The sequence below is a fragment of the Janthinobacterium sp. PSPC3-1 genome, assembly GCF_049896105.1.
Lineage (GTDB): Bacteria > Pseudomonadota > Gammaproteobacteria > Burkholderiales > Burkholderiaceae_D > Janthinobacterium.
The window spans coordinates 1-24,462 of record NZ_JAFCTQ010000050.1 but is presented as its reverse complement, the minus strand read 5'-3'; the positions used below and the strand labels follow the sequence as shown (position 1 = coordinate 24,462).

Annotated in this window: 19 protein-coding genes; 5 read left to right on the top strand and 14 right to left on the bottom strand. The window is 54.6% G+C overall.

Translation table 11 applies throughout. From position 1 onward, the window contains the following. Positions 1-10 precede the first annotated feature (10 nt). The 3 genes from ACP7B7_RS28870 to ACP7B7_RS28860 all read right to left on the bottom strand — a co-directional run bounded on the left by ACP7B7_RS28870 (position 11) and on the right by ACP7B7_RS28860 (position 6,378). Positions 11-1,531, bottom strand: a complete 1,521-nt coding sequence (locus ACP7B7_RS28870) for an efflux RND transporter periplasmic adaptor subunit (protein WP_070289055.1) — start codon at positions 1,529-1,531, stop codon at positions 11-13. Beyond that, positions 1,528-2,853 carry a TolC family protein gene (locus tag ACP7B7_RS28865; protein ID WP_071654388.1) on the bottom strand — a complete coding sequence of 442 codons (1,326 nt, stop codon included), beginning with the start codon at positions 2,851-2,853 and terminating at the stop codon, positions 1,528-1,530. The genes ACP7B7_RS28870 and ACP7B7_RS28865 overlap by 4 nt, the downstream gene beginning before the upstream one ends. A 552-nt stretch (positions 2,854-3,405) precedes the next feature. After that, complete coding sequence (locus ACP7B7_RS28860; protein WP_070289053.1) at positions 3,406-6,378, bottom strand: Tn3 family transposase; 2,973 nt, start codon at positions 6,376-6,378, stop codon at positions 3,406-3,408. 755 nt (positions 6,379-7,133) lie between these two features. Here ACP7B7_RS28860 and ACP7B7_RS28855 point away from each other — a divergent pair. Genes ACP7B7_RS28855 through ACP7B7_RS28835 form a run of 5 tightly spaced genes read left to right on the top strand, consistent with a single transcriptional unit; the run spans position 7,134 to position 13,887 of the window. After that, positions 7,134-8,483, top strand: a complete 1,350-nt coding sequence (locus ACP7B7_RS28855) for a TolC family protein (protein ID WP_232731429.1) — start codon at positions 7,134-7,136, stop codon at positions 8,481-8,483. Next, on the top strand, positions 8,480-10,051 hold the full coding sequence (locus ACP7B7_RS28850) for an efflux RND transporter periplasmic adaptor subunit (RefSeq protein ID WP_070289051.1): 1,572 nt from the start codon (positions 8,480-8,482) through the stop codon (positions 10,049-10,051). The genes ACP7B7_RS28855 and ACP7B7_RS28850 overlap by 4 nt, the downstream gene beginning before the upstream one ends. Further along, positions 10,048-13,203 (top strand): efflux RND transporter permease subunit, encoded by a 3,156-nt coding sequence (locus tag ACP7B7_RS28845; RefSeq protein WP_071080257.1) that lies wholly within the window; start codon positions 10,048-10,050, stop codon positions 13,201-13,203. Before ACP7B7_RS28850 ends, ACP7B7_RS28845 begins: the two co-directional genes overlap by 4 nt. Positions 13,204-13,208: 5 nt before the next feature. Next, on the top strand, positions 13,209-13,568 hold the full coding sequence (locus tag ACP7B7_RS28840; RefSeq protein ID WP_131687601.1) for a hypothetical protein: 360 nt from the start codon (positions 13,209-13,211) through the stop codon (positions 13,566-13,568). A gap of 58 nt (positions 13,569-13,626) precedes the next feature. Next, entirely contained in the window at positions 13,627-13,887 is a 261-nt protein-coding gene (locus ACP7B7_RS28835; RefSeq protein WP_070289049.1) for a hypothetical protein, read from the top strand. Positions 13,888-14,048: 161 nt separating this feature from the next. Here ACP7B7_RS28835 and ACP7B7_RS28830 read toward each other — a convergent pair whose 3' ends face one another. From ACP7B7_RS28830 to ACP7B7_RS28780, 11 genes are all read right to left on the bottom strand, one after another. Then, complete coding sequence (locus tag ACP7B7_RS28830; RefSeq protein ID WP_306821361.1) at positions 14,049-14,588, bottom strand: flagellar basal body rod protein FlgB; 540 nt, start codon at positions 14,586-14,588, stop codon at positions 14,049-14,051. 97 nt (positions 14,589-14,685) lie between these two features. Continuing rightward, complete coding sequence (locus ACP7B7_RS28825) at positions 14,686-16,077, bottom strand: hypothetical protein (protein ID WP_232731428.1); 1,392 nt, start codon at positions 16,075-16,077, stop codon at positions 14,686-14,688. Positions 16,078-16,119: 42 nt separating this feature from the next. Next, entirely contained in the window at positions 16,120-18,501 is a 2,382-nt protein-coding gene (locus tag ACP7B7_RS28820; protein WP_070289048.1) for a heavy metal translocating P-type ATPase, read from the bottom strand. A 99-nt stretch (positions 18,502-18,600) separates the two neighbouring features. Continuing rightward, on the bottom strand, positions 18,601-19,104 hold the full coding sequence (locus ACP7B7_RS28815; RefSeq protein WP_413770987.1) for a cupredoxin domain-containing protein: 504 nt from the start codon (positions 19,102-19,104) through the stop codon (positions 18,601-18,603). A gap of 41 nt (positions 19,105-19,145) precedes the next feature. Next, positions 19,146-20,045 carry a copper resistance D family protein gene (locus ACP7B7_RS28810; RefSeq protein WP_070289047.1) on the bottom strand — a complete coding sequence of 300 codons (900 nt, stop codon included), beginning with the start codon at positions 20,043-20,045 and terminating at the stop codon, positions 19,146-19,148. Beyond that, positions 20,046-20,414: a copper homeostasis periplasmic binding protein CopC gene (copC, locus tag ACP7B7_RS28805; protein ID WP_070289046.1), complete on the bottom strand. Its 369-nt coding sequence runs from the start codon at positions 20,412-20,414 to the stop codon at positions 20,046-20,048. Positions 20,415-20,435: 21 nt separating this feature from the next. Continuing rightward, on the bottom strand, positions 20,436-20,765 hold the full coding sequence (locus tag ACP7B7_RS28800) for a copper-binding protein (protein WP_070289045.1): 330 nt from the start codon (positions 20,763-20,765) through the stop codon (positions 20,436-20,438). Positions 20,766-20,790: 25 nt separating this feature from the next. Next, the gene (locus tag ACP7B7_RS28795; RefSeq protein ID WP_070289043.1) at positions 20,791-22,182 is read right to left on the bottom strand and encodes a multicopper oxidase family protein; all 1,392 of its coding nucleotides are present in this window, start codon (positions 22,180-22,182) and stop codon (positions 20,791-20,793) included. Then, complete coding sequence (locus ACP7B7_RS28790; protein WP_070289042.1) at positions 22,179-23,564, bottom strand: TolC family protein; 1,386 nt, start codon at positions 23,562-23,564, stop codon at positions 22,179-22,181. Before ACP7B7_RS28790 ends, ACP7B7_RS28795 begins: the two co-directional genes overlap by 4 nt. Position 23,565: 1 nt before the next feature. Then, positions 23,566-23,919 (bottom strand): hypothetical protein, encoded by a 354-nt coding sequence (locus ACP7B7_RS28785; protein WP_070289041.1) that lies wholly within the window; start codon positions 23,917-23,919, stop codon positions 23,566-23,568. Positions 23,920-24,218: 299 nt separating this feature from the next. Then, positions 24,219-24,462, bottom strand: a 244-nt coding sequence (locus ACP7B7_RS28780; protein ID WP_426078991.1) for a hypothetical protein, incomplete at its 5' end; no start/stop codon positions are given.

Sequence of the window (24,462 nt, the reverse complement as noted above, 5' to 3'; positions counted from 1 at the left end):
TTTCTCCGGCTTAATGTGCATGTTCGGCGCTGTCTTTGCCCTGCTCCGCCTTGAGGACGAAGCTACCTTTTGCCGCATACGTAGTACCAGCAGCAAGACCCTTTACGATCTCGGTGTATTTCCCATCGCTGCGGCCGGTCTCCACTGGCTGAGCGAAAAAGCCGCCATCGATGCGGATATACACGGCTGGACTACCTTCAACCGTCTGGATTGCATCGCTGGCCACCGCAACAGGTACTTCGCGCTCATCGGAGGTCAGGTCGACATTGACGAACAGGCCCGGGCGCCAGGCCAGTTTCGGGTTTGCCAGGGTGACTCGCGCTTTGGCCGTGCGTGTCTGTTCTCCAAGCAGCGAACCCACATAGGAAACTACACCAGATGCCTCGGAATCCATCGTGGTTGCCTTGACGAGTGCTTTCGTACCAACGCGCACAGTGCCGAGATCCTTGGCGGGAACGATGATTTCTGCCCATACCGTTGACAGATCCGCAATCGTGAATACGTTCACATCGGCGGCCACAGATTCGCCTAAAGTAATGTGCTTTTCGATGATTGCACCATCGAATGGCGCACGCAGTTCAAAGCGGTTCAATGCACCGGAACTAGCACCAGAGGCACCAATGGCGGCGATTTTTTGAGAAGCGTTCTGAGCAGCTATTTCCGCTTCGCGCAGCCCCTGCTGGGCTTGCAAATAATCCTGCTCTGCGGAAATTTTGCCTTCCCACAATTTTTTCTCGCGGTCGTAGGTCAATTTCGCCATCGCCAAGCGCTTTTGCGCACCAAGCGATTCGCTGCGCATTTCAGACAAAACGGTGCTGGCGATGATTGCTAGAACTTGTCCTTTCTTTACCTGCTGACCAAGGTCGACGGCCACACTTTCAACTACACCTTGCAAACGGGGCACGATGTGTGCAGTACGGTCTTCGTTGAAGCGCACTTCGCCAGCTAGTTGAAAGGCACTATTAATACTCGCCGTACCGGATTTTGCTACCATCACCCCAGCAGTCTTGATTTGAGCATCAGTCAACTCAATTTTGCCTTCCTCGCTTTGCAACTTGATCGGGATCGTGACGCCGCCCTTACGGACAGTAATGAGAGCATCAAAAATATGCGGTTCGGCAATGCTCTCTTTGGCCAGCAAACTATCTTTGTCGACTGCGAATTCAAAGTTCATCACCTGGCCGTCAGCGCGTTTGATTTGCTCGGTCGCAGTGGCGGTAGTCGGCGCAACGGGTTTGCCATTTTCGTAGAGCCATAAGCGATGGCGAGCTTCTCCCTTCTCTTCTGCAAGGATGACTTCAACGGTAGTCGCCCCTTGGACAAACAATTTTCCGCCATGGCTGCCTTTGCCGGCGCCTCCTCCAACGCCTTTCTCTTTTTCATCTGCCTTGGCGGAAGTTTCAGTGTCCGTCCCTTCCGGGGCGCCGCCGGATTTACCAGTAAATAAAATGGCGGCCAACAGCACAGCGCCGATTGCTACGATCGCCATCATCGCGCGCAGCGATTTCTTTTCAATGTTCGGTGTTTTCATTTTGTTTCCTGATATGAGATCGCAGGTGCAATCAAAGTGCCATTCGATTCAACGCGTCCGATAATGCGATCGATGTCGGCGGCGGAGCGATGTGATTCAGCGAGCGCGCGTACATATTGAGTTTTTGCCTGGAAAAGTGTGCGCTGTGCATCAAGGACATCAAGGAAGCTAAATTTTCCGAGTTCAAACCCTTTTGAAGCTGCCTCATATGCACTCAGCGCTCCTGGCAGAATGTCGGTCCGCAAAATTGTCAATTCGGACTGCGCAACACTGAGGCGTGCAGTTGCCTCAGCAACTTCCGCTGACAATCTGTTCTCTACTGCCTTCAGTTCATCTCTGGCTTTGTCTGCTCGGCGCAAGGCTGCGAGGACATTGCCTTGATTACGATCGAAAAGTGGCAACGGAATCGATAGCCCCAAGATGGTGCGACGCGGCCCGACTTGACCAAGTTGTTCGTCACGCTGGGTTCCAACGATCAGATTTACATCAGGAATCCTGCGGCTGCGTTCTACCTTAGTCAACGCCTCTTGGCGATCAACTTCCAGACGTGCCCGGAGAGTCTGTGGGGCTGTCGGAAGGCGATTATTCAATTCATTAGAGGTAGGGATAGCCTGTGCTGGCATTTCAAGTGCGACAACGGAATCAAACTGGGGTGTCTGGCTTCCCCAAGTTGCAGCGAGACGCCGTTTGGACAGCGTCAGATCATTGGCAGCCTGATTGAGTTCGATCTTGCTGCTTGCTTCCGCCACACGAGCCCGGGTTTGCTCTACCGGTGACACCTTGCCTGCCATCACACGCCGCGCCGCTGCATCGCTGACGCGCTGCGCAAGTTGCTGTGATACAAGCGCAAGTTGATAGCCCTCTTGAGCCGCTACGACGTCGAAAAAAGCAGTCACGACGTCAGCGCGCAACGAGGTACGGTACCCGGCCAGATCGGCAGAGGCAATATCCCCTCCGAGGCTCGCTGCCGCCATGCGGGCAGCACGTTTGCCACCCAGCTCCAACGGTTGACTGAATTGTATAGTTCGTGTCCTCTGTTCTTTTTTTAGACCCTCCGAAACAAAGGAAAGCTCAGGGTTAGGTCGGGTACCCGCCTGGATCAATTCGCCAGCGGCGATATCAATATCACGCATGGCTGTCCGGAGCCCAGGGTTGCCCTCAAAGGCGAGTTTGATTGCTTCTGCCAATGTCAATGCAGAAGCGCCTTTATGAGCAGCCGCTGGGGCTGCCGTTGCAACTGACGGTGCTTCCGTCTGTGCAGCCGCTTGCAGCGGAAATGCGAGTACGATAGCAAGCACAAGCGGCAAAAATGATGGTCGCATAGAATTCTCCAAAAAATGAAATGGGAAGAATCCGGCGACGACACGCTCACCTGTAGTGGTGATCTACAAATACGAAGATGTGTATGAGTCGATGTCGCCGGACTAGGCGGCAACATGCCACTGAGGGCGCTCAGGTAATTCAGGATAGGGAGGGGGTAATGCTCGAACTAATAACGGCGGGGAATGAATTGCCGTCAACGGCTCCTCGAAATTGGAAGCCCAAGTGATCATGCCTACCAAGCCATGCGAGCACGATGGGCAGTCAAGATGAACAGCCGATTTCTTTGAACTGGAAGAGGAAGAACCACAGCAAGTATCTTTGGATGTTTTGTGTTCGTGCTGGTGATGCCCAAAATGCAAACTTGCTTTACCGCTCTCATGCAAGCAATATGCGCTCGCAATTCCCCAACTCATCTGGAGAGCGAAAGCGACAGCAAGAATATAGAGGAAGCGTTTGAGCATGACTGATTATAACTGGATATTACTCGGGATGTGATAGAGGGCCGGCCGGGATTGCAGTTTTTTTCGCAAAAACCGACCTAACCAATTGATTTATTTGGTAAATTCGACTTTATAATTCATCGGGGCTACCTCGCGTTCAAGGTCCAGCATATATTCGCCGAATCGGTTGATGTGCCCTTTCCGATATGGCGCTAAGCCGCGAAGCACCTCCTCCGTTAGCACATATCCCTTTGCCTGTATTGTCTTGAGGAGCCGCGTCATCTCATGGACATTGTGCAGGATGACCATGTTCGCAACGAGCTGGTTGTACTTGATAACCTTGCGCTGTTCGTGCCGAACGTTTTCGGCAATGATGCCTTCGCCCCCAAAAAACAACCATTTGATGAAGCCGTTGAATTCCTCGCTCTTGTTGGTTGCTGCATGGATGGTACGACGCAATTCTGCGTCGTTGATGTACTTGAGCAGGAACATTGTCCGATGTACCCTACCGAGCTCGCGGAACGCGTAGTAGAGCTTGTTCTTGCGGCTAGCGGTCCCTAGGCGGCGCAGGATCGTCGATGGCGCAATCTTGCCCGCTTTGATGGAAATAACGACGCGCAGCATGTCCTTCATATGGCGCGCGATCAGTTCCCAGTCGATCGATCCACGGAACAGGCTGCCAATATTGTCATACTGGTCGGCCTTGTCCGCCTTGAAGAACACCAGATCTTTGATATTGCGGATGCGCGGCATCAGGTCGATACCCAGCAGCGAAGCCAGGCCAAAGACAGGCGTGCTTTGGGCCTGGGTATCGCCGTGCAGCGTATCTGGCTGGATGTCCGACTGGTTGTTGATTAGCCCATCGAGGATGTAAACCGCCTCATAGACGCCGCATGGAATAAAGTGACTGAACAACGCGATGTACTTGTCGGACACATGGTAGTAGCCAATGCCGCCGTATCCACCGTAGCGGATATGGTATTCGGAAAGCAGGTTAGCCTCGTAAATGTTCCATTTGGTACCGTCGGCCGACGCGCTCTTTCCCGACCCCCAATAACGTGGCAATGCGAAGCGGTTGTATGCATTGATCACCTTGACGATCGCCTTGTCCAGACGCTGCTCGGTGACATGCTTGAGATTGAGCCAGGCCACCTGCTTGCGGCTCAGTCCCTTGATCGAGCGTGCGGTTTGCGTGGCGCCCAGGTTACAACCATAGCAAAACAACGTAGTGATGAAGCGCTTGCGCGGATCGTCTACTTTGGCCTCGAAGCCGGACAACGGACCGAAGAGTTTATGCAAGTCCAACCATTTTTCAGTCTCGGTCAATACATCAAGGATGCTCACCGGATCCATTTCATTGGTGACCATCTGCTCGATGGCGTCAAGTTCGGGTGGCGGCTTCGGGCGCTCCATGCGACGGATCACAATGCCGCTCTCGTCTATATCGGCAAGGCTATTTTGCGGGAATCGGCTGTCAACGTCGCGCGCTAGACTGCCGAGTTTGTCGCGCAACTGCGCGACAAACGCCGGAGCTTCCACCGACAGCCCTACCAGTTCACCATAGGCTTTCACTTCACGCTCGTATTGCTCCCAGTCCACCAGGTGGTTGCGATAATCATCGTAGTCGCCGCTATGCTCGACGTACAGATCGCCCGACTTGAGTTCATCCATGACTTGCGTCATCACGGCAAGTTCGAAATACTTGCGATGCACGTTCGCTGGGGCATCGGCTGCGACTCGGCCAAAAACCAGCTTGCGCCACTTATCGGACATCCAGTCCAGTGCCAATTCAGGTAGCGCACCTTCTGCCGCTGGCAGTTGTTCCTTGTGGCTGGAGCGATGCTTTTGGATGATGGCGATCGCCGCCAGCAGGCTCTGATCCTGGGAGCTCGATTTCAGACTGAGCGCTTCGAGGCACTTGAAGAGCAGGCTGCGCTTGCCAACATACCCGACCAGCATGAACGGATAATAGTTATTGCCAGCATACGCCATGTGCTCGTCGCATTCAGTGATCCATGCCCCAAGATCCCCGTCGAGGGATTGCTCGACCCTAGCGACGCGCTCCTCGTCGCTGCCCTCGTCGCTCAGGACGGTCAGCACTTCGCGGAACTGTCCGATCAAACGCTCAATCTGTTCGGCGTGCTGCAGGTGATATTGCCGCAACCGTTCCTCGGCACCGTTATGCAAGCTGCGGATGGTCTTGATGAAGATTTCGGCGATATCGTCCATTGCCTTCTGCAACTGGCTTTGAATCAGCAGCACGATGAGGGTGTGGCGCTTGAGTGGCTTGAGCCGCCGCATTTCCGCCACATCCAGGGCACGCGCCTCCAAAACGAGTTGTTCACGCTTGGTTGCGGCGATGGCCTCGGTATTGGGCAGATCCTGCGCCAGCGCGATCATGGTCTCAATGTGGGCCAGGAAATCCGTCACCGCACGCACATTGGGCTGCTTCGGCTCGCGTTTGAGGCTATCCCATATGCGCAGGTTCTTACCCGCAGTGAGCATGTGTTCAAAACGCTCGACCACGCAAGTTGGCAATCCGCCAGCCACCGCCTTATAGATGCCGTCATTGACGCTGGTACGGGAATGGCGAGCCAGCCTGAACAAGTAGGTGAATCCAGGCAGTTCCAGGCGACGCTGGACCAACTCTTCAATCAGGACATTGATAATGTCGGGTAGCTCCTGCTTGGTATGGGCAGCCTGCAGGGCCTGATCTTCCAGCCAGTATTCATCGGACGAGTCCATCACCCGGATCCCCACGTACCCGCGCAGACGGCGCTGGTGTGTTGTCTTGCTACCGGATTGATCGTATTGCGCCAGCGCTCGTTTTGCCGGAACGCGCAGACCGCTATGTTCGCAGATATGCCGCACCACGATAGACGGGATGCTCGACAAAGGGACGAAATAACCGAGCCTTTGCAACAGCATAAGTTGGATCAGCAAAAAAGTACGATGCGATGCTTGGCGATACAGCGTGAAGATATGGTCAATTTGTGCGCGCGAAGGCGTGTAGATCGCCCCGAGCTCCTGCTCAGTGAACTCTTGTTTCAGGCGTGGATAAGCCGTTTCATGGATATTCGTCATTGAAATCAATCGACACCGGTCCAGCGAAGGAATTGCTGGAAATGGTGCATCGATTGCAAGTTTTTTGTCAAGCAATTAAACGTAAAGCATTCCAATCCGGCGACATATGTCTTTGATTGACCTTCCCATTATGGTAATGCGTATAGTGATGATATCTGTCATTCGATCCGTACTTGCTCACGGTCAAGTGACAGCATAGCAATAGCTTGACAGTTGGTTTGATACAACCTAGGCTACGAATATCATCCGTTTAGATAGTTTATGAAGACCTCCCGCACAGTGCGATTGTTCACGGCTCTTGTCGCGATACTTAGCATGCTGTTCATGCAGCATGCGGTCGCTTCATACCTATGCCCCGGCGTACCGATGGGAGTCGGTAGTTCCGTTACATCCGCAGGTGTTGGGGTGTCTGCGATGCCCGCGATGACAGACTGCGCCGGCATGGACACTGACCAGTCGACGTTGTGTCAAATTTATGCTGTGGGGGATGCGTCCAGGCAGTCGCTGGACAAGACGCCTGTCGCCGACCACCCATCTTTCGTACCTGTTGTCCTGCTTCTGACGTTAGCTATTTATGACACTCCCGTAGTGTATACAGCCAAACCTCCTTTGCTCATTACCTTGGCGAGGCCAACGGCACCGCCTATCGCTATCCGCCATTGCTGTTTCCGTATTTAACACTCCAGACTGCCTAGATCGCCATCGCCTTGTCGGGTTCGACAAGGCGATGCCTCCCATCGCATTCTGGAGCTGCCATGTCAATCCCGTACACCGTGCATACAAATGCACGCGTCGTCCGCCTTCACCCATTCATGAAGACGGCGTTAACTCTCGCCCTTACTGTTCCGCTGCTTGCCTTCGTTCATGATGCGCGCGCGGCCCCCCAGCCAGTCACCTTCACCGAGGCGCTGCAGCAGGCTGTCGCCCGCTCGCGCCAACTTCATGCGCAGGACCAGGCAACTGTCGCCGCACACGAAATGGCGGTAGCAGTGGCGCAGCGCCCCGATCCCACTCTCAAGGTCGGCATCGATAATGTGCCCTTAAGTGGCACCGATCGCTTTAGTTTGAGCGGGGATTTCATGACGATGCGGCGCATCGGCATTTCGCAGGAACTGACACGCGCCGATAAATTGCGCTGGCGTTCCGCACGTCTTGAGCGCGAAGCCGACAAGGCGCAGGCGCAAAAAGATGTCGCACTCGCCGCGATTCAGCGCGACACGGCGATCTCCTGGCTCAACGTCTACTACATTCGGAAAATGTCAGTAGTTCTGACAGAACAAGTGGTCTTTTCCCGCCAGGAAATTGACGCCGCTACGGCCGCCTATCGGGGCGGGCGTGGCAGCCAGGCCGACGTGCTGGCTGCGCGTTCTGCCTTGTTAACCCTTGAGGACCGAGCCAGTCAGGTCGAACGCGACCTCAATACGGCAAAAAACATGCTGGTGCGTTGGACTGGCAGCAGCGGCGAACTTGCCGATTCCAGCATGCCCGACTTGGGCACCATCCCTCTGGACCCGGTGTTGCTCGACACTGAACTGGCGCACCGCCCGCAGATCATGGTGTTGAATCGGCAGGAAGAAGTCGCCCAGGCCGACGTCAATCTGGCGCAAGCGAATCGGCATCCGGACTGGAGTATCGAGTTCGCATTCCAGCAGCGCGGCGCGGCCTACTCGAACATGGTCTCCGTTGGCCTATCCCTGCCATTACAGTGGGATCGCAAAAACCGGCAGGACCGCGAACTAGGCTCCAAACTCGCCTTGGTCGAACAAGCGAGGAGCGAACGCGACGAACTGCTGCGAGAAGATGCCGCCAACATCCGTGCCTTGCTCATCGAATGGAGGAGTGGCCAAGAACGTAGCGAGCGCTACGCGCTCCAGCTATTGCCCCTTGCCGACAAGCGAAGCCAAGCGGTCCTGGCCTCTTATCGTGGCGGAAAAGCCTCTTTGGCTGAGGTGCTCGCTGCCAGGCGTAACAGTGCGGACATGCACGTTCAGTTGCTGCAGTTGCAGATGAATACAGCCCAGTTCTGGGCACAGCTTCGCTTCCTCTTTCCCGACATCGCAATCACGCAGATTTCCGCAGTACATCGCCAGCAGGAATTCAAATGAACAATAAGAAATTACGCGTCCTAGTACTTGCGGGTGCCCTTGCAGCGGTCGCTTATGCCGGTTACCAGTTTGGTTTACGACAAGCACATCAGACAGTATCTACAGGTGACGTCAAGGCGGTATCCGGCAACGCAGCAGGCGCCGCGAGTGCTGCCAACAAGAAACCATTATATTGGCATGACCCCATGGTGCCGGGCCAGAAGTTTGACAAACCCGGTAAGTCACCGTTCATGGATATGCCGCTGGTGCCCGTCTATGCTGCGGGGGATGGTGAGGACAGTAATGTTACGATTAGCCCGCGGGTCCAGCAAAACCTGGGAGTGCGCACAGCGCTCGTCACATCAGGAAGGATGTCCGCCGGCTTGGTTGCCGTCGGTAACGTTGCCTATAACGAGCGCGACGTGGCACTGGTGCAGGCGCGTAGCGGTGGATTTGTAGAGCGCTTGTATGCGCGTGCCCTGCTCGATCCGGTGGAAAAGGGGCAACCCTTGGCTGACTTGTATGTCCCTGACTGGATCGCGGCACAAGAAGACTATCTGGCAAGCCGTCGTATGCAAGGCAATGAAACAGCATCCCTGGTCGACGCTGCCCGCCAGCGCATGCGGCTAGTTGGTATGAGTGAGGGGCAAATCCGGCTAGTCGAGTCAAGTGGAAAGGTCCATCCTCGCTTGACGGTTTCAGCACCCATCAGCGGTGTGATCGCAGAGCTTGGCGCCCGCGAAGGAATGACCGTCTCCGCTGGTGCGCCGCTGTTTCGCATCAATGGACTTGCGACAGTATGGGTCAACGCGGAGGTTCCCGAAAGCGTGGCGGCCAAGGTTCGCCCTGGTGACGCCGTCGAAGCGCAGGTACAGGCGCTACCCGGAACTATTTTCAAGGGCAAGGTGGGTGCCATTTTGCCGGAAGTTAATGCCGCGACGCGAACCCTGAAAGCCCGTGTGGAGCTGGCTAACCCCGGCGCTCAGTTGTTGCCCGGTATGTTTGCTACTCTGACCTTCGCGTCAAACAGTGGCACCGATGTTTTGCAGGTGCCGTCGGAGGCAGTCATCCAGACGGGTACGCGCAGCGTTGTCATGCTTGCCCAGGAGGGCGGCAAGTTTATGCCCGTCGATGTGGAGGTCGGCAGCGAAGGCAGTGGTCTCACCGAAATTCGCAAGGGCCTATCCGCTGGTCAGAAAGTGGTCGTCTCGGCGCAGTTCTTGATCGATTCCGAGGCCAGCCTGAAGGGAACGACGACACGCATGAGCGATACGCAGTCCCCTGACGCAGACAAGGCACTTCCGCGCCACCATGGGGTAGGCAAGGTCGAACAGATCGGCAAGGATGAAATCACCATTTCGCATGGCCCTATCACGTCGCTGCAGTGGGGGGCGATGACGATGGGTTTCAAAGTGTCTTCCACGGGCTTGCAGCGCAATATTGGCATAGGTGACCGAGTCGCCTTCGACATCCAGCAAGGCGAGGATGGCAGCTTTGAGATCGTGGCCATTGCGCCGACCTCCGGTGCGCCGAAACCCGAAAATAAACCCATGGGTGGCATGAAAGCACCCGCGGGAGTGGCGAAATGATCACAAAACTGATCCGCTGGTCTATCAGCAACCGTTTTCTGGTCTTGTTGGCGACTGTATTCATTACGGTCTGGGGCATTTGGTCGCTGGCGCGCACGCCGCTCGATGCCATTCCCGACCTGTCGGACGTGCAGGTTATTATCCGCACCAGCTATCCGGGGCAAGCGCCGCAAATCGTCGAGAACCAGGTCACGTATCCACTGACCACCACCATGCTGTCGGTGCCGGGTGCCAAGACGGTGCGCGGATACTCGTTTTTCGGTGACTCCTTCGTCTACATTCTGTTTGAAGACGGTACCGATCCGTACTGGGCGCGTTCACGGGTGTTGGAATATCTGAACCAGGTGCAGTCACGCCTGCCACCGCAGGCAAAAACCGCGCTCGGACCAGATGCGACCGGCGTCGGCTGGGTCTATGAATATGCGCTGGTCGACCGTAGCGGCAAGACCGATTTGTCGCAATTGCGCGCCTTGCAGGACTGGTTTCTCAAGTATGAGTTGAAAGCGGTGCCCAACGTCTCGGAAGTGGCCAGCATTGGCGGCATGGTGCGTCAGTACCAGATCGTGCTCGATCCAGACAAGATGCGCGCCTTTAACATCCCACATGGCAAAATTATCGATGCCGTGCAGAAAGCCAACCAGGAAACGGGCGGTTCCGTGCTGGAATTGGGCGAGGCCGAATACATGGTACGGGCCTCTGGTTATCTGAAGTCGCTTGACGACTTCCGCAAGATTCCGTTGATGACGACTGACGCTGGCGTATCGGTCCGGCTGGGCGATGTCGCGCGCATCCAGATCGGGCCAGAGATGCGGCGCGGGATTGCCGATTTGAATGGTGAGGGCGAAGTTGCTGGCGGCGTGATCATCATGCGTTCCGGGAAAAATGCGCTGGAAACCATCGATGCCGTCAAGGTCAAGCTGGAAAAGCTAAAAGCGAGCCTTCCGCCCGGCGTCGAGATCATCCCCACCTACGACCGATCGAACCTGATCAAGCGCGCTGTGACCAACCTGAAAGAAAAGCTGATCGAGGAATTCATTGTCGTCGCTGTGGTCTGTGCGCTGTTCCTGTTTCACTTGCGCTCGGCGCTGGTGGCCATCATCACGCTGCCGATCGGCATCCTGATCGCCTTTATCGTCATGTACTACCAGGGAGTCAACGCCAATATCATGTCGCTGGGCGGTATCGCCATTGCTGTAGGCGCGATGGTCGATGCCGCCGTGGTGATGATCGAGAATGCCCATAAGCATATTGAAGCCTGGAATCATGCCCATCCAGGTAAACAGCTAAAGGGTCATGAGCATTGGCGCGTCATTGGCGACGCTGCTGTTGAGGTTGGACCAGCACTGTTCTTTTCGCTTTTGATCATCGTTCTCTCGTTTATTCCCGTGTTCACTCTGGAAGCGCAAGAGGGCCGTCTGTTTTCGCCGCTGGCCTTTACCAAGACGTATGCGATGGCGGCGGCGGCTGGACTGGCGGTGACGCTGATTCCCATTTTAATGGGCTATCTGATCCGCGGCCGGATTCCCGATGAGCAAAAGAATCCCCTCAATCGTTTCCTGGTCGCGCTATACCGCCCCTTGCTCGATGTCGTACTGCGTTTTCCAAAGCTGACTTTGCTGGCGGCAGCACTGGTAGCAGCCATCACGATCTGGCCCATGACCCGGCTCGGCGGCGAATTCATGCCGCCATTGGATGAAGGCGATGTGCTGTACATGCCGTCGGCGTTGCCCGGTCTGTCGGCCGGCAAGGTCGCGCAGTTGTTGCAGCAGACTGACCGGCTGATTAAAACGGTACCAGAGGTACAAAGCGTCTTCGGCAAGGCCGGTCGAGCCGAGAGCGCCACTGATCCGGCGCCGCTGGAAATGTTCGAAACCATGATCCAGTTCAAGCCGCGCGATCAGTGGCGCCCTGGCATGACGCCGGAAAAATTGATACAGGAACTGGACCGCACCGTCAAGGTGCCTGGGCTGTCCAACATCTGGGTGCCGCCGATCCGCAACCGGATTGACATGCTGGCCACCGGCATAAAAAGCCCGGTCGGCGTCAAGGTCGCAGGCGTTAGCTTGCAGGAAATTGACCGCATCACTGGTGAGATAGAACGCGCAGTCAAGAAGGTGCCGGGTGTCTCCTCAGCGCTGGCCGAGCGCCTGAACGGCGGACGGTACATCGACGTCAACATCGATCGCGACGCGGCCGCCCGCTATGGCTTGAATATAGCAGACGTGCAAAGCGTGGTGTCGGCGGCGATCGGCGGCGACAATATCGGTGAAACTGTTGAAGGATTGCAGCGTTTCCCGATTAATGTGCGCTATCCACGCGAGGTGCGCGACTCAATTGAGAAACTGCGCCAGCTACCGGTGCTGACAGAGCGGGGGGCGCAAATCCGGCTGGGTGATGTCGCCGCGATCCGCATCGACGACGGCCCACCGATGCTCAAGAGTGAAAATGCCCGGCTGTCAGGCTGGGTGTATGTCGATATTCGCGATCGCGACTTGAGTTCGACTGTGTATGACATGAAGCAAGTCGTCGCCAGGGAAGTCAAATTGCCGGCGGGTTACTCCATTGCATGGTCGGGGCAGTTCGAATATCTAGAGCGTGCCACTGAAAAACTCAAAATCGTCGTGCCAGCGACCTTGCTTATTATCTTCGTGCTGCTTTATTTGACCTTCAAGCGCTTCGATGAAGCGGCCTTGATCATGGCAACGCTGCCGTTTGCGCTGGCCGGCGGCATTTGGCTACTGTGGTTGCTCGACTATCACCTGTCAGTCGCCGGCGGCGTCGGCTTCATCGCGTTGGCTGGCGTCTCGGCCGAATTCGGCGTAATCATGCTGCTTTATTTAAAGCATGCCTGGGATGAACGTCTGGCGAATGGTAACGCTAGTGAAACCGATCTGCTCGATGCAATTCGTGAAGGGGCGGTCTTGCGCGTGAGGCCCAAGGCAATGACGGTGGCGGTCATTATCGCCGGCCTGGTGCCGATTATGCTGGGCACCGGCACCGGGTCGGAGGTCATGCAGCGCATCGCCGCGCCGATGGTTGGCGGCATGATTACCGCGCCGTTGTTGTCCATGTTTGTGGTCCCTGCGGTTTATCTGCTGCTTCGTCGGCGTCAGATCCGTGCCGCCGGCTCGGCAGCAGCAGAGGAGAATTAGCCGTCATGAGACCGTTCGGCACCTACCGCTCGGCTAAGCACCTCGTGTATTTCGTGAGGTGTGCGGTGGTGTTGTTCGGTTTTATCTGGTGCAGCCATATACCGGCGTTTCCACTGCAAAACGACATGCCTGCATCTGCGGCGATTGCGCAGCCGATGGCCATGCCAAGCTGCCAGACATGCGCCTTCTGCTATATGGGACCACCTTTTGCCGACCATAACGCAGGCGGCGACTATCCGGATCTCGGTGCTACCACTGCTACGATGCGTTTTGTTTCGCAAACGGATAGAAGTGATTTTTTTTCTGATATGTCAGACGTTCCCGCAGTTGCGCTGCGGCTTTTGTATTGTCGATGGTTGAATTAGCCACTTGACCATGGGGATGACGATGCATACATCAAATTAGTTTATCGAGGAGTCTATCATGAAAAAATTACTACTTACGCTGCTCTGTATCAGCACTCTTAGCACTGCATTTCCCGCCTTCGCTGGCCCGGACTGGCAACTGATTGAGCAAGGGCGCAAGGCCAAGCAGGCGCAAATGATGCGAGCGGCCAATAAAGCCCCGCAAGCTGGAATGGAACATCAGATGGAGCCAAAAAAGGATCATCAAATGGATCCGAAAATGTATGAAAAAATGGATCAAATGATGAAGGACTGTCAGGAAATGATGAAGAAAAAGTAACGCGGTTTTGAGTGCTGGATGCGATCGCTGCTGGTGGCATATGCGGCCAGCAGCGATCGTATCCATTCAGGTGCTTACCCGATCACGCCATGACTTAATCTTTCCGTTGCCTGCGGTAGTTGCATTAAGTCGCTACTGTCAGTATTTCCAAGAAGAGATTACTAATATGGTGTATTTTTCAAAAGGTCATCTAGTTCCTTGAAGCGTCCCTTGACACGATCAACGCTGTATTCATACATGAGGGAATTGTGAGCAAATTGGGCCCGTTCAACATCCATATCAACGGTGTTTCCATCAATGCTACCTTGGGCTGGAATACGAAATTGCAGGGAAACGTCATCTTTTGACTTTCCTGTTTTTAAGGCCTTCTCAATGTCAATATCTACCGCCACATATCCAGGCGTATCGGCATTCGCGATATTGGATGCGAGAAGTTCTTGACGGTACGCCCGCAGTCCGAGCGCACGTTCATTGATACTCACCTGCTGCCAAATCTTAGCAGCGGTCAAATTCAATGGAAGGTCAAACTGTGTGTGTTGAATAGTTGCCACTGGAGGCAAGGCCATTGCCACTATTGGCGTCGATCCTAGTGCATTAGCTAATGTGGCAGAAAACATTTGCCCTGCCGTCTTGCCTTCCGCGCTGGTGCTACCCTTAACTGTGAGCCCGATAGATGCCTGGATCGATTCAATTTTATTCATGGATTCCTCCCTCATTGACATTCGATTTCTGACGTTTCAGAGAGCTGGTCGGATAGAGTAACTAACTAACCTGTTCGCTTTAAGGATCAAACACGTCTCAATCGTGATGGGAACTAGCTCTAGTCGCGATAGAGCTGATTTCATTCGCAGTGCGCTCGTCGTCCAAACTATAAACAGGTGCAAAACCACCTCCAGGGGTGCGAAAGTTGGTGGTTTGCCCCTGATACATCCTGGCCGCGGTCCACTGCACCTTTCCGTCATAAACATAGACTCGAAGGTCGAATTTCAGCGAGCTAGGATTATCGGTGGAACCGATCGAGCGCTCACCGGGTATGACGAGGGCCTGAGCGACGTAGTCACCAGCCAGAATGTCCTGCCATACCCGTTTGGTGATCTTTTCACCACGGTACGTGGCTCGCCCCCCGTAACCTGCAACAGGTTTAAAAAACAACTTTCGGCGCTCCGTCCACAAGCGGTCCGCATCGGAGGCCGTCACAATCTGCGTTCGCGGTATGCTCTTGAGCAGAATATCTTGCACGGCGGGGGCTACGCCAAGCGCTACGAGCTCTTTCTTATCCGATAGCAGAACCAGATTTGCCTTATTTGCATAGAGGGTATGCGCTTGGGGGTGCGGCGTTAGCACGATTGCGCTTTCTAGATACGCCGAACGCAATGGGAGACACTGGGGCGACTCAAGCATGAAATCGGTCAGCCGGTTATAGACCAAGTCGATAGCAAGATCCCCATGACGTAAAACGCCATCACGATAGGTAAGGTCCGATGGTGAGGCAATAACGGCCTCTATGCCGTGGCGTTCGAACAAGCGTCGAAAAAGAACAAACTCGGGATAGAGATACTGCTGCTCTGGATGATCGTCAACTATCGCGACTGTCCGAAGTGGCTGTGAACGTTGAGAGAGCGCCCATTCCGACTCAAACATGTTGAAGATGGTATCTTCAAGGGTCGCACCGCTATCAATGGCTCGTGTCAATTCACTATCGCTGAGACAGCACGATCTATGGGCTTTTGCCATCGCGGCGTTGAGCATCGCTCCACCGGCATTTGTGTTGATTTCGATGAGCGCCAAGGTATCGTCGTGGATGTGGAAGTCATAGCCAAAAAATACTCCTTTTGCATCATCAGGATTATGCTTGGCAATGTCAGGAGCATCAGTCAGAACGCGCGCACGATACGATGGCAGCGATATTACGGATTCAATCGCTGCAATAACGTCCGCAATACGTTTGCTTTGGCGATACGAGACAAAAATAGGCCGCGCAGAAAATAGATAGGGACACCGCTCCTCGATCAACTCGTGCAATCCGTCCATGCCCGGTTCGCTAGAAAGCGCTATTTTCAATGCGGAGCTATCCAAACTGGTGCAGAAACAGTCTCTATTGAGGCGTGCAGCCGGAAGAAAATTCAATTCTTCGTTGCTAAGCAAGCAGCCATTATTCGATGCAGCTTTCACTATCGCAGGTATATTCATGTTTGCTTCCACAAGAATGTCGCTCGGTGCCACAGTCAGCGGTTAAGGCCGACCGGTACCGCGCAACCGGAGTGCATTGGTAATGACAGACACGGAACTCAGGCTCATCGCTAACGCGGCGATCATCGGCGATAGCAGTTGGCCAGTAAATGGATACAGCACACCGGCAGCCAGGGGAATGCCCAAGGCATTGTAGACAAACGCGAAGCCCAGGTTCTGCCACATATTTCGAACAGTATCGACCGAGATTCGACGGGCAAGGGCAATCCCACGCAGATCTCCTTTTACTAAAGCGACGTGAGCGCTATTGATAGCCACGTCTGTTCCTGTACCCATGGCAATACCAACATTGGCCTTCGCCAGTGCGGGGGCATCATTGATTCCATCGCCGGCCATTGCGACCACCTTGCCTTGCTTTTGCAGTTTTTCTACCAAGGCCAACTTGTCCTGTGGTTTCACCTCGCCGTAGAACTCCGTGATGCCCAGCCTTTCGGCTACGGACTTCGCAGTGGTGACGCCATCGCCAGTGGCCATGATTACGGTCAGCCCTTCAGCGCGCAAGCCTTCTATGGCCTCATGCGTCGTTGCCTTGATGGGATCCGACACCGCAATCAGTCCAGCCAAAACGCCGTCAGAGGATAGATACATGACGCTAGCACCTTCTGTCCGCAGGCGTTCAGCGACCTCAGCAAGCGGCCTCCAATCGACTTTGTCAGCATCCATCAGCGCGGTGTTGCCCAGTGCGATGTGCACCCCGCCAAGCGTGCCGCGCACGCCAATACCGCTGGCAGACTCAAAACTGTCAGGTTTGGTTAGCACCAGTGCTCGCCTGTTCGCTTCGTAGACGATCGCGTGCGCTAACGGATGTTCGCTGCCCTGGTCTATGCTCGCCGCCATTTGCAGGACGTCTTCGTCCTTGAAACCGGGCGCTGCGACCACGCTGTTAAAGGAAGGCTTACCTTCAGTGAGGGTCCCCGTCTTGTCGACAATCAGTGTGTCGACCTTCTTGAGGTCTTCTATCGCTGCGGCATCCCGAAAGAGCACACCTTGGGTGGCCGCGCGGCCTGTGGCGGCCATAATGGACATCGGCGTGGCTAACCCCAATGCACATGGGCAAGCAATGATCAGTACTGCAACGGCGTTAACAAAACCAAAGACCCAGCTCGGTTCAGGGCCATACATTCCCCATAACACGAACGTCAGTAGCGCTATTGCCACGACAACGACCACGAAATAGCCTGCAACACTATCGGCGAGTCGTTGCATAGGCGCGCGGGAGCGCTGCGCCTGCGCGACCATTTGTACGATTTGAGACAACATCGTGTCGCTGCCGATTTTTTCGGCACGCATAATCAGGCTCCCGCTGGTATTGATCGTTGCGCCAATCAACGTGTCTCCTGCACGCTTTGTCACAGGTAAGGGCTCGCCAGTCAGCATTGACTCATCGAGCGAGCTCTCGCCATCGAGCACTACGCCATCAACTGGTACCTTCTCACCGGGTCGGACACGGAGTTTGTCGCCGACGTGGACGTGCGTGAGCGGGATGTCATTCTCGGAGCCATCGTCCTGAATGCGTCGAGCCGTCTTTGGAGCGAGGCCAAGTAAGGATTTGATTGCGGCGGAAGTTTGGGAGCGTGCGCGCAGCTCAAGTATCTGTCCAAGAAGCGTGAGCGAAACAATGACTGCCGCTGCTTCAAAATATACGCCTATGCGGCCATGTGCAGCAAAGGTAAGCGGGAAGAGGCCCGGTGCGATTGTGGCGACGACACTATAGCCATAAGCAGCCATTACGCCAAAGCCAATCAAAGTCCACATATTCGGGCTCATGCGTGCCAGCGATTGCGCCCAGCGTCTGAAAAATGGCCAGCCGGCCCACAGTACGACAGGTGTACTTAATGCGAATTCAATCCAGTTTTGGCCTGGCAGCCCCATAGAAAGGAACACATGCCCAAACATCGCCAGTAAGAACACCACTAAGGTAAGAGGCAGCGTCCACCAGAAACGATGGCGAAAATCGACTAGCTCCGGGTTTTCCGCCTCATCTAGCGTCGGCATTTCAGGTTCGAGCGACATGCCGCAAATAGGGCAAGTTCCCGGTGCTGGCTGGCGAATCTCGGGGTGCATCGGGCAGGTGTAGACTGCTCCCTCCTGGGGGGCATGCGCAGGGTTGGGTGCCGCATTCGCTTTATCGATAAAGGAATCTGGCGCTGCGTTGAACTTTGTCATGCACTTTCCGCTACAGAAGTGGTAGACCATACTTTTGTAGGTGATTTCTTTTTCGGGATTTGCGCCAACGTGCATACCGCATACCGGGTCAATGAATGGTTTTTCGTCTACTGCCAGCCGCGCATCGTCGGGTTCAGTTTTACTGTGGCTGTCGTGATGATGCTCGTGTGCATGATGCTCGGCGTCAGTTCTACTCATGAATCACTCCTTGGCCAGATTCGCCTGTTTCGTTGGCTGTGGTGGAACCAGCTATTGCGGCAACGGCGGGAATTGAACATTCCCGCCGAATGAAGTCATCTATTTGGCAGAAACCACTACCTGCCCCTTCATGCCCGCCTCAAAGTGGCCGGGTTGTAAGCACGCAAATTCCACTTTGCCGGCTTTGTCGAACTGCCAGACAATGGTTCCCGATTTCCCAGGCGTCAGGGTCACCTGATTGGGTTCCGCATGCTCCATCTCCGGAAACTTTGCCATTTGTTGGGCATGTTCTTTCAACTCGCTCTCAGAACCAATGACCATCTCATGCTTGATCTTGCCGGAATTGTTGACGACAAAGCGAATAGTCTCGCCCCGTTTCACGGCGATAGACGCTGGGTTAAAACGCATGGTGTCGTTCATATCGACAGTGACGGTACGCGTCGCTTTTTTCGGGTCACCCGCCTTGCCCACAAGAGATGCGCTCTGCTCATTTGCGCCATGCTGGTGGCCACTATGTGCTGCTGGGTTGCTATCCGGTACCGCAGCAATGCTGAAAGTGCTCAAACTGGCCAGTAACATTACTGCAATTGCATTTAAGGTCATCTTTTTCATATCGTACTCCCTTGTAGAAAACCGTCGCGACATTACATCGCGGTAGGTGGTTGTTGAGTGGTAAGAATTGCCGCCGCAAACAGTGCACCGAGCAGTAGCAAGGTCTCTACTTGTAAAACGACTCTCACCAGAGTGACGCCGCGGGAGGAGCGGGAGGCGGCAGGCAATCCAAGAAATTTGTTGTAGCCGCCCAAGGCGACGGCAAGAAGGACCATTGCAACTTTGACCAGTAAGGTGATGCCATAGGTGGTATGAACAAGATGCTCTGAGCTCCCCACTCGGTGCCATGCGCTGTAAATTCCAGTAGCAACAATGGCAACTACTGCAAGCATTGCTGCCTGGGACATCAATTCTAGGTATTGATCGGTGGTACCCGTATCAAATTTCCTTATCCGCGACTTATGTAGAACAAACCAGCCGGAAACCATCACTGCACCAGTCCATAGGCCGATGGCAAAATAATGGATCGCTTCAACCGCTAGCGGAATGGTCCAGAAGCCTTCCTCGCCCGCATGCCCCATGGACGCCCGTGTTGCAGAAAAAATAGCCAAAAGCAGAACGACAGCAATATCGCTGCTGCGGCCGACTCCGCCTACAAATCGAACAATAAAGAGAACAAGCATCGTCACAACAATGGCGCAGCCTGCATGTCCGTAGTCAGTTGTCGACACCATCATCCAAAACATCGGGCACGCTTCGCGTAGCCCTACACCTCCCATGACCGCCGTCGCGCTCAATAGTGCCGATGCACTACCAACCATGCTGATTGCCGCTGCCATCAAGTCAAGTTTGCGCAGCGCTGGTTCGAAATGATCATGATCGACACCGCTAGAACGCATCCAGTAGCGTGCAAACCATGATCCAACGAGCCAGGCAAAGCCGAGGTTCAGCAGCAAAGCTGAACTGACTTGCAACAGCGAGACTGCATCCATTTATTTCACCGTGAACTTAAAGTCGCCTTTGCGACGGTGTCCATCGTGCCCTGCAACTGCCCAGCTCACGGTATAGGCGCCAGCATTCAATGTCGGTACTTCCAAGCGTAAGATGGCCGGATTTGCTGCATCAACCTTTGCCTTGTCTGCAGCAACGGCTTTGCCTTCGTCATCGCTCAGAGTGATTGAGCTAAAGGCTTCTTCCACCTTCTCGTTGAAGGTCAGCGCAATCTCCTTTGGTGCAACTGCCAGGGAGGCACCTGCCTCGGGATTGGAGCTCTTCAAGCTCGCATGTGCCAAGGCAAATGGGGTAGCCAGCGTTGCCGCCACAATGGATGTGGCAAGAATCATTTTCCGCAGTGTCTTCATGTTCAACTCTCTTTGTTAAATTTACTTTACTGCTTCGATGGAAGTGACCGTCAATGCACCGCCAACTTTTTCCACCACGAAACGTACTTTGTCGCCTTGTTTGACCTTGTCAAGCATCGACGGCTCTTTGACCTTGAACATCATAGTCATCCCAGGCATGCCCAAGTTCTTCAGCTCGCCATGTTTGATGGTCAGCTTGCCGGCGTCCTTATCCACTTTCTTGATTTCCCCTTCGCTCATCGCGTCTTGCGTCGCGGAGGCGCTCTGCTGCTGTGCGAGCACCACGGAGGTCGTTGCCACGGATGACAGGCCAATCAAGGTTGCCAATACAACTTTGTGCAGGTTTTTCATGATGTTTCCTTTCAGTTAAAAAAAATTAGTGACCGCTATGTCCGGTCGGTTTACGAACAGTAACTTCAATATTGGGTTTGTTCATCGTCGGCATCGACTGCCCCCCAGCGTTAGTTGCACGTTCTGGCTCAGGAAGGTTACCCGTCCACTCGTATGCCACGGTTCCGGCCGGATGCTTGTACCAGCCAGGATCGGAGTAGTCGCCGCGCTTCTGGTCCTTGCGCACCTTCAAGACGGTAAACATTCCCCCCATCTCAACCCCACCGAACGGTCCTTCACCCGTCATCATCGGTAAAGTATTATCTGGTAGCGGCATTTCCATGCCTCCCATGGAGCCGCCCTTGTCGCCCATCACCATATATTCAGGGACGATTTTGTTAATTTTTTCAGCAACCCCGCGATGGTTGACGCCAATCATTGTCGGTACCGAATGGCCCATTGCATTCATGGTATGGTGGGATTTATGGCAGTGAAGTGCCCAGTCACCCAGATCAGTAGCGACGAACTCGATGGCGCGCATTTGCCCAACTGCGACATCGGTGGTGACTTCAGGCCAGCGCGACGCCGGTGGTGTCCAGCCGCCATCCGTACCAGTGACGAAAAACTCATGGCCATGTATATGAATAGGGTGATTCGTCATCGTCAGGTTACCGACACGGATGCGTACCTTGTCACCTTGGCGCACAGGCAATGAATCAATGCCGGGGAAGACGCGGCTATTGAATGTCCACAGGTTGAAGTCCAGCATGGTGTTGATCTTCGGCGTATAGCTTCCCGGCTCCACGTCATACGCGTTGAGCAGGAAAACGAAATCACGGTCCACAGCATGGAGCGATGGATCCTTTGGATGGGTCACCCAGAAGCCCATCATCCCCATCGCCATCTGGGCCATCTCGTCGGCGTGGGGATGATACATAAATGTACCTGGCCGTTTGGCCTCGAATTCGTAGACGAAAGTCTTTCCCGGAGCGATACCCGGTTGATTGAGGCCCGTTACGCCATCCATACCGTTCGGCAAGCGCTGGCCATGCCAATGAACACTGGTGTGCTCAGGTAGCTTGTTGGTCACGAAAATACGCACCCGGTCACCTTCGACCACTTCAATTGTCGGGCCTGGGGATTGCCCGTTATAGCCCCAAAGGTTGGCTTTCATCCCTGGTGCAAGTTCACGCACCACGGGTTCGGCAACGAGATGGAATTCTTTTACGCCGTTATTCATCCGCCATGGCAATGACCAGCCATTCAGGGTCACGACCGGATTGTAGGGCCGGCCAGTGGGTGGCACCGGAGGGATGTGCGTCTTGGCATTGTCCATCAACATGGCCTCAGGCAATGACGCGGCACCGGCCTTGCTAACGGCAGCGGCGCTTACCGCTACAGCACCTGCACCTCTGAAAAAATCTCTACGTGAAATCATGGCATGGCCCTTGTATCGTTCGTACTTCCGCTGTTGATGGCGGATTGAAGTTTGGTTTCTGCAATCCAAAAGTCGCGCTGGGTTTCGATGGCGGCATTTACGCTCACCAGTTGCTCGCGCGAATCTGCCAGTAATTCGAATACGCTGGCAAGCATCCCGTTGTAGCGAAGCAGAACCTCGTCGGATATTTTTTTCCGCAGCGGCACAACATCGTCACGATAATGACGGGCGATGTCATAGCTAGTGCGGTATGCGGAGTACGCCTCCCGAACTTCCGAGCGCGCCCGCACGGCAGTGTCGGTGGTGCGATGAACGGACTGCATGTAGAGCGCCTCGGCCCGCGCGACCTTGGCGCCACCCCAATCGAAAATTGGTAATTCAAGGGAAATCTGGTAGCCGCTCTCGCGTGGCAAACCTGTCGTACTCTTATTGGTGTAGCCGGCATCAAAAACGTTGATGAAGCCAGTTGCCTTTGTCAAGCCAAGTGCCGCGGCCGTTGCCTCGGTATCGCGGCGGGCCGACAGCATATCGAGACGTTGCGACATTGCCTGTGCTTCCGCATTGTTCGTTTCCTGCGGCTTTTCCGGCAGTGGAGGCAATCTGTCAGGCAGGACGAAATTTTGCTGCTCTCCCCACAGGCCCAGGAGGCGAATGAGCTGTTCGCGCGTGGCTGTTGCTTCATGCCTGGTCCTCGCTAATTGTGTCAACGCATCTTGGTAAAACGCACGCTCACGGGCCTGATCAAGTGTGCTCCAGTTTCCAACCTTGGTCATGCTGTCGGCGAGTTGCGATGATGCCTCGGCGGCGCCACGCACTTGCTCCGCGAAAGCGGCCGATTGGGCCGCCGCAACGGCCATAAAATATGCCCGACGGGTTTCTGCCGCCAACTGCACAGCCTGAGCAGCTGTTAGCAACTTGGCTTGCTCAAAGCGTCCTTGCTCAACGCGGCGACGCGTGGGCAACGTCAGCAGGCCCGCAATATCAAACATCACACTGCGATCGATTTCCGCATCGCCACCACCACTGACGCGGCCGAAACTAAAACTTGGATTGCGCATCCGTCCAGCTTGTACAAACTCAGCCTCCGAGACGCCCAATTCAGCGAAGGAGATCTTCAGCGCTGCATTATTGAGCAGCGCAATCTGAACCGCAGATTCAGGCGTCAGTGGCGCGGACAGCAGTGATTGCACCTGTGAAGTGGACTGTTGGCTATCTTTCAGCGTCTCTTTCGTGAAGGGCTTGACCTGTCCAATCCTCTCTTGCGTTAGCCGGGAGACATCATTTAATCCACCATCCGGTGAAAAGCTGGCGCAACCTGCAAGAAATATGACACCGAATACAGTAGCTACCCGATTGGGTGTTGGCAACGATAGTCGCTTCATGTCATTTGCCTTTCATGTTCATTTGATGGCCTTTGTGCGGATCGTTCGCCGAAGACGGCTTGGGTTCTTCCTGGCTTTTTGCACCGGGTACCATTTCCATCGACATGTCCCCCAGATCGCCATGCTGAGAGTCCCCTGTCACTTCTTTATTTGCCTGAATCCAGGCCTTATCTGGAGATATCGGGGGCTCCCCAATCGGCTTAGCATCCGCAAAAGCAGAAACATATTTCAACGGCGGCACAATGGCCTTAGCATCCGTCACTGTCGCCGTGGTGCTCGCGGGTTGAGTGGATTGTGCATAGACAACCGGCGAGAAGCTAACCGTTGCCAGAAGCAATAAGTGGAAGCGTTGCATGATTCTCTTTCAAAATGACTGGTTACTGGGTGGATACAGCACGAGGTGAGGCGAACGCCAGTGCATGATTTCAGGAGGTGGCGGGGAAAGTGGTGTGGAGGGAGCTCAAGGGACGCGAGGAATGAGTGGCGGCTATTGTTGCCTCCAAAGGTAGAGTAAGGCGTACGCTGTCCTGCACCTATTTCGGCCCGGTTGCTTACAATGCGCGTCAGCATGAAATTCATCTGCAGTATCTTCCCTATGACGGACAACTAAGTTCCTTGCAAATTACCTGAACCACCTGAGATGAAATCGCCTTTTTACGCTACACCTTCCAACTGGCGGAAGGTCAAGCGAATTTCAGTTTTCCAGAGTATTTTCACTTCCACCTTGTCACAATCACCGCCCGCTGATTTAATTGCATCACTGCAATTCATCATATAAACAAAAACACTGGAGACCTCGTGCGCCAACTTACTTCCCTGATTGTGGTGGTCAAGTAATTTCGGACACAACGATAGGTTCACGTGCTGCCATTTTCCGTTCGTAGACGGTGGGCGGCAG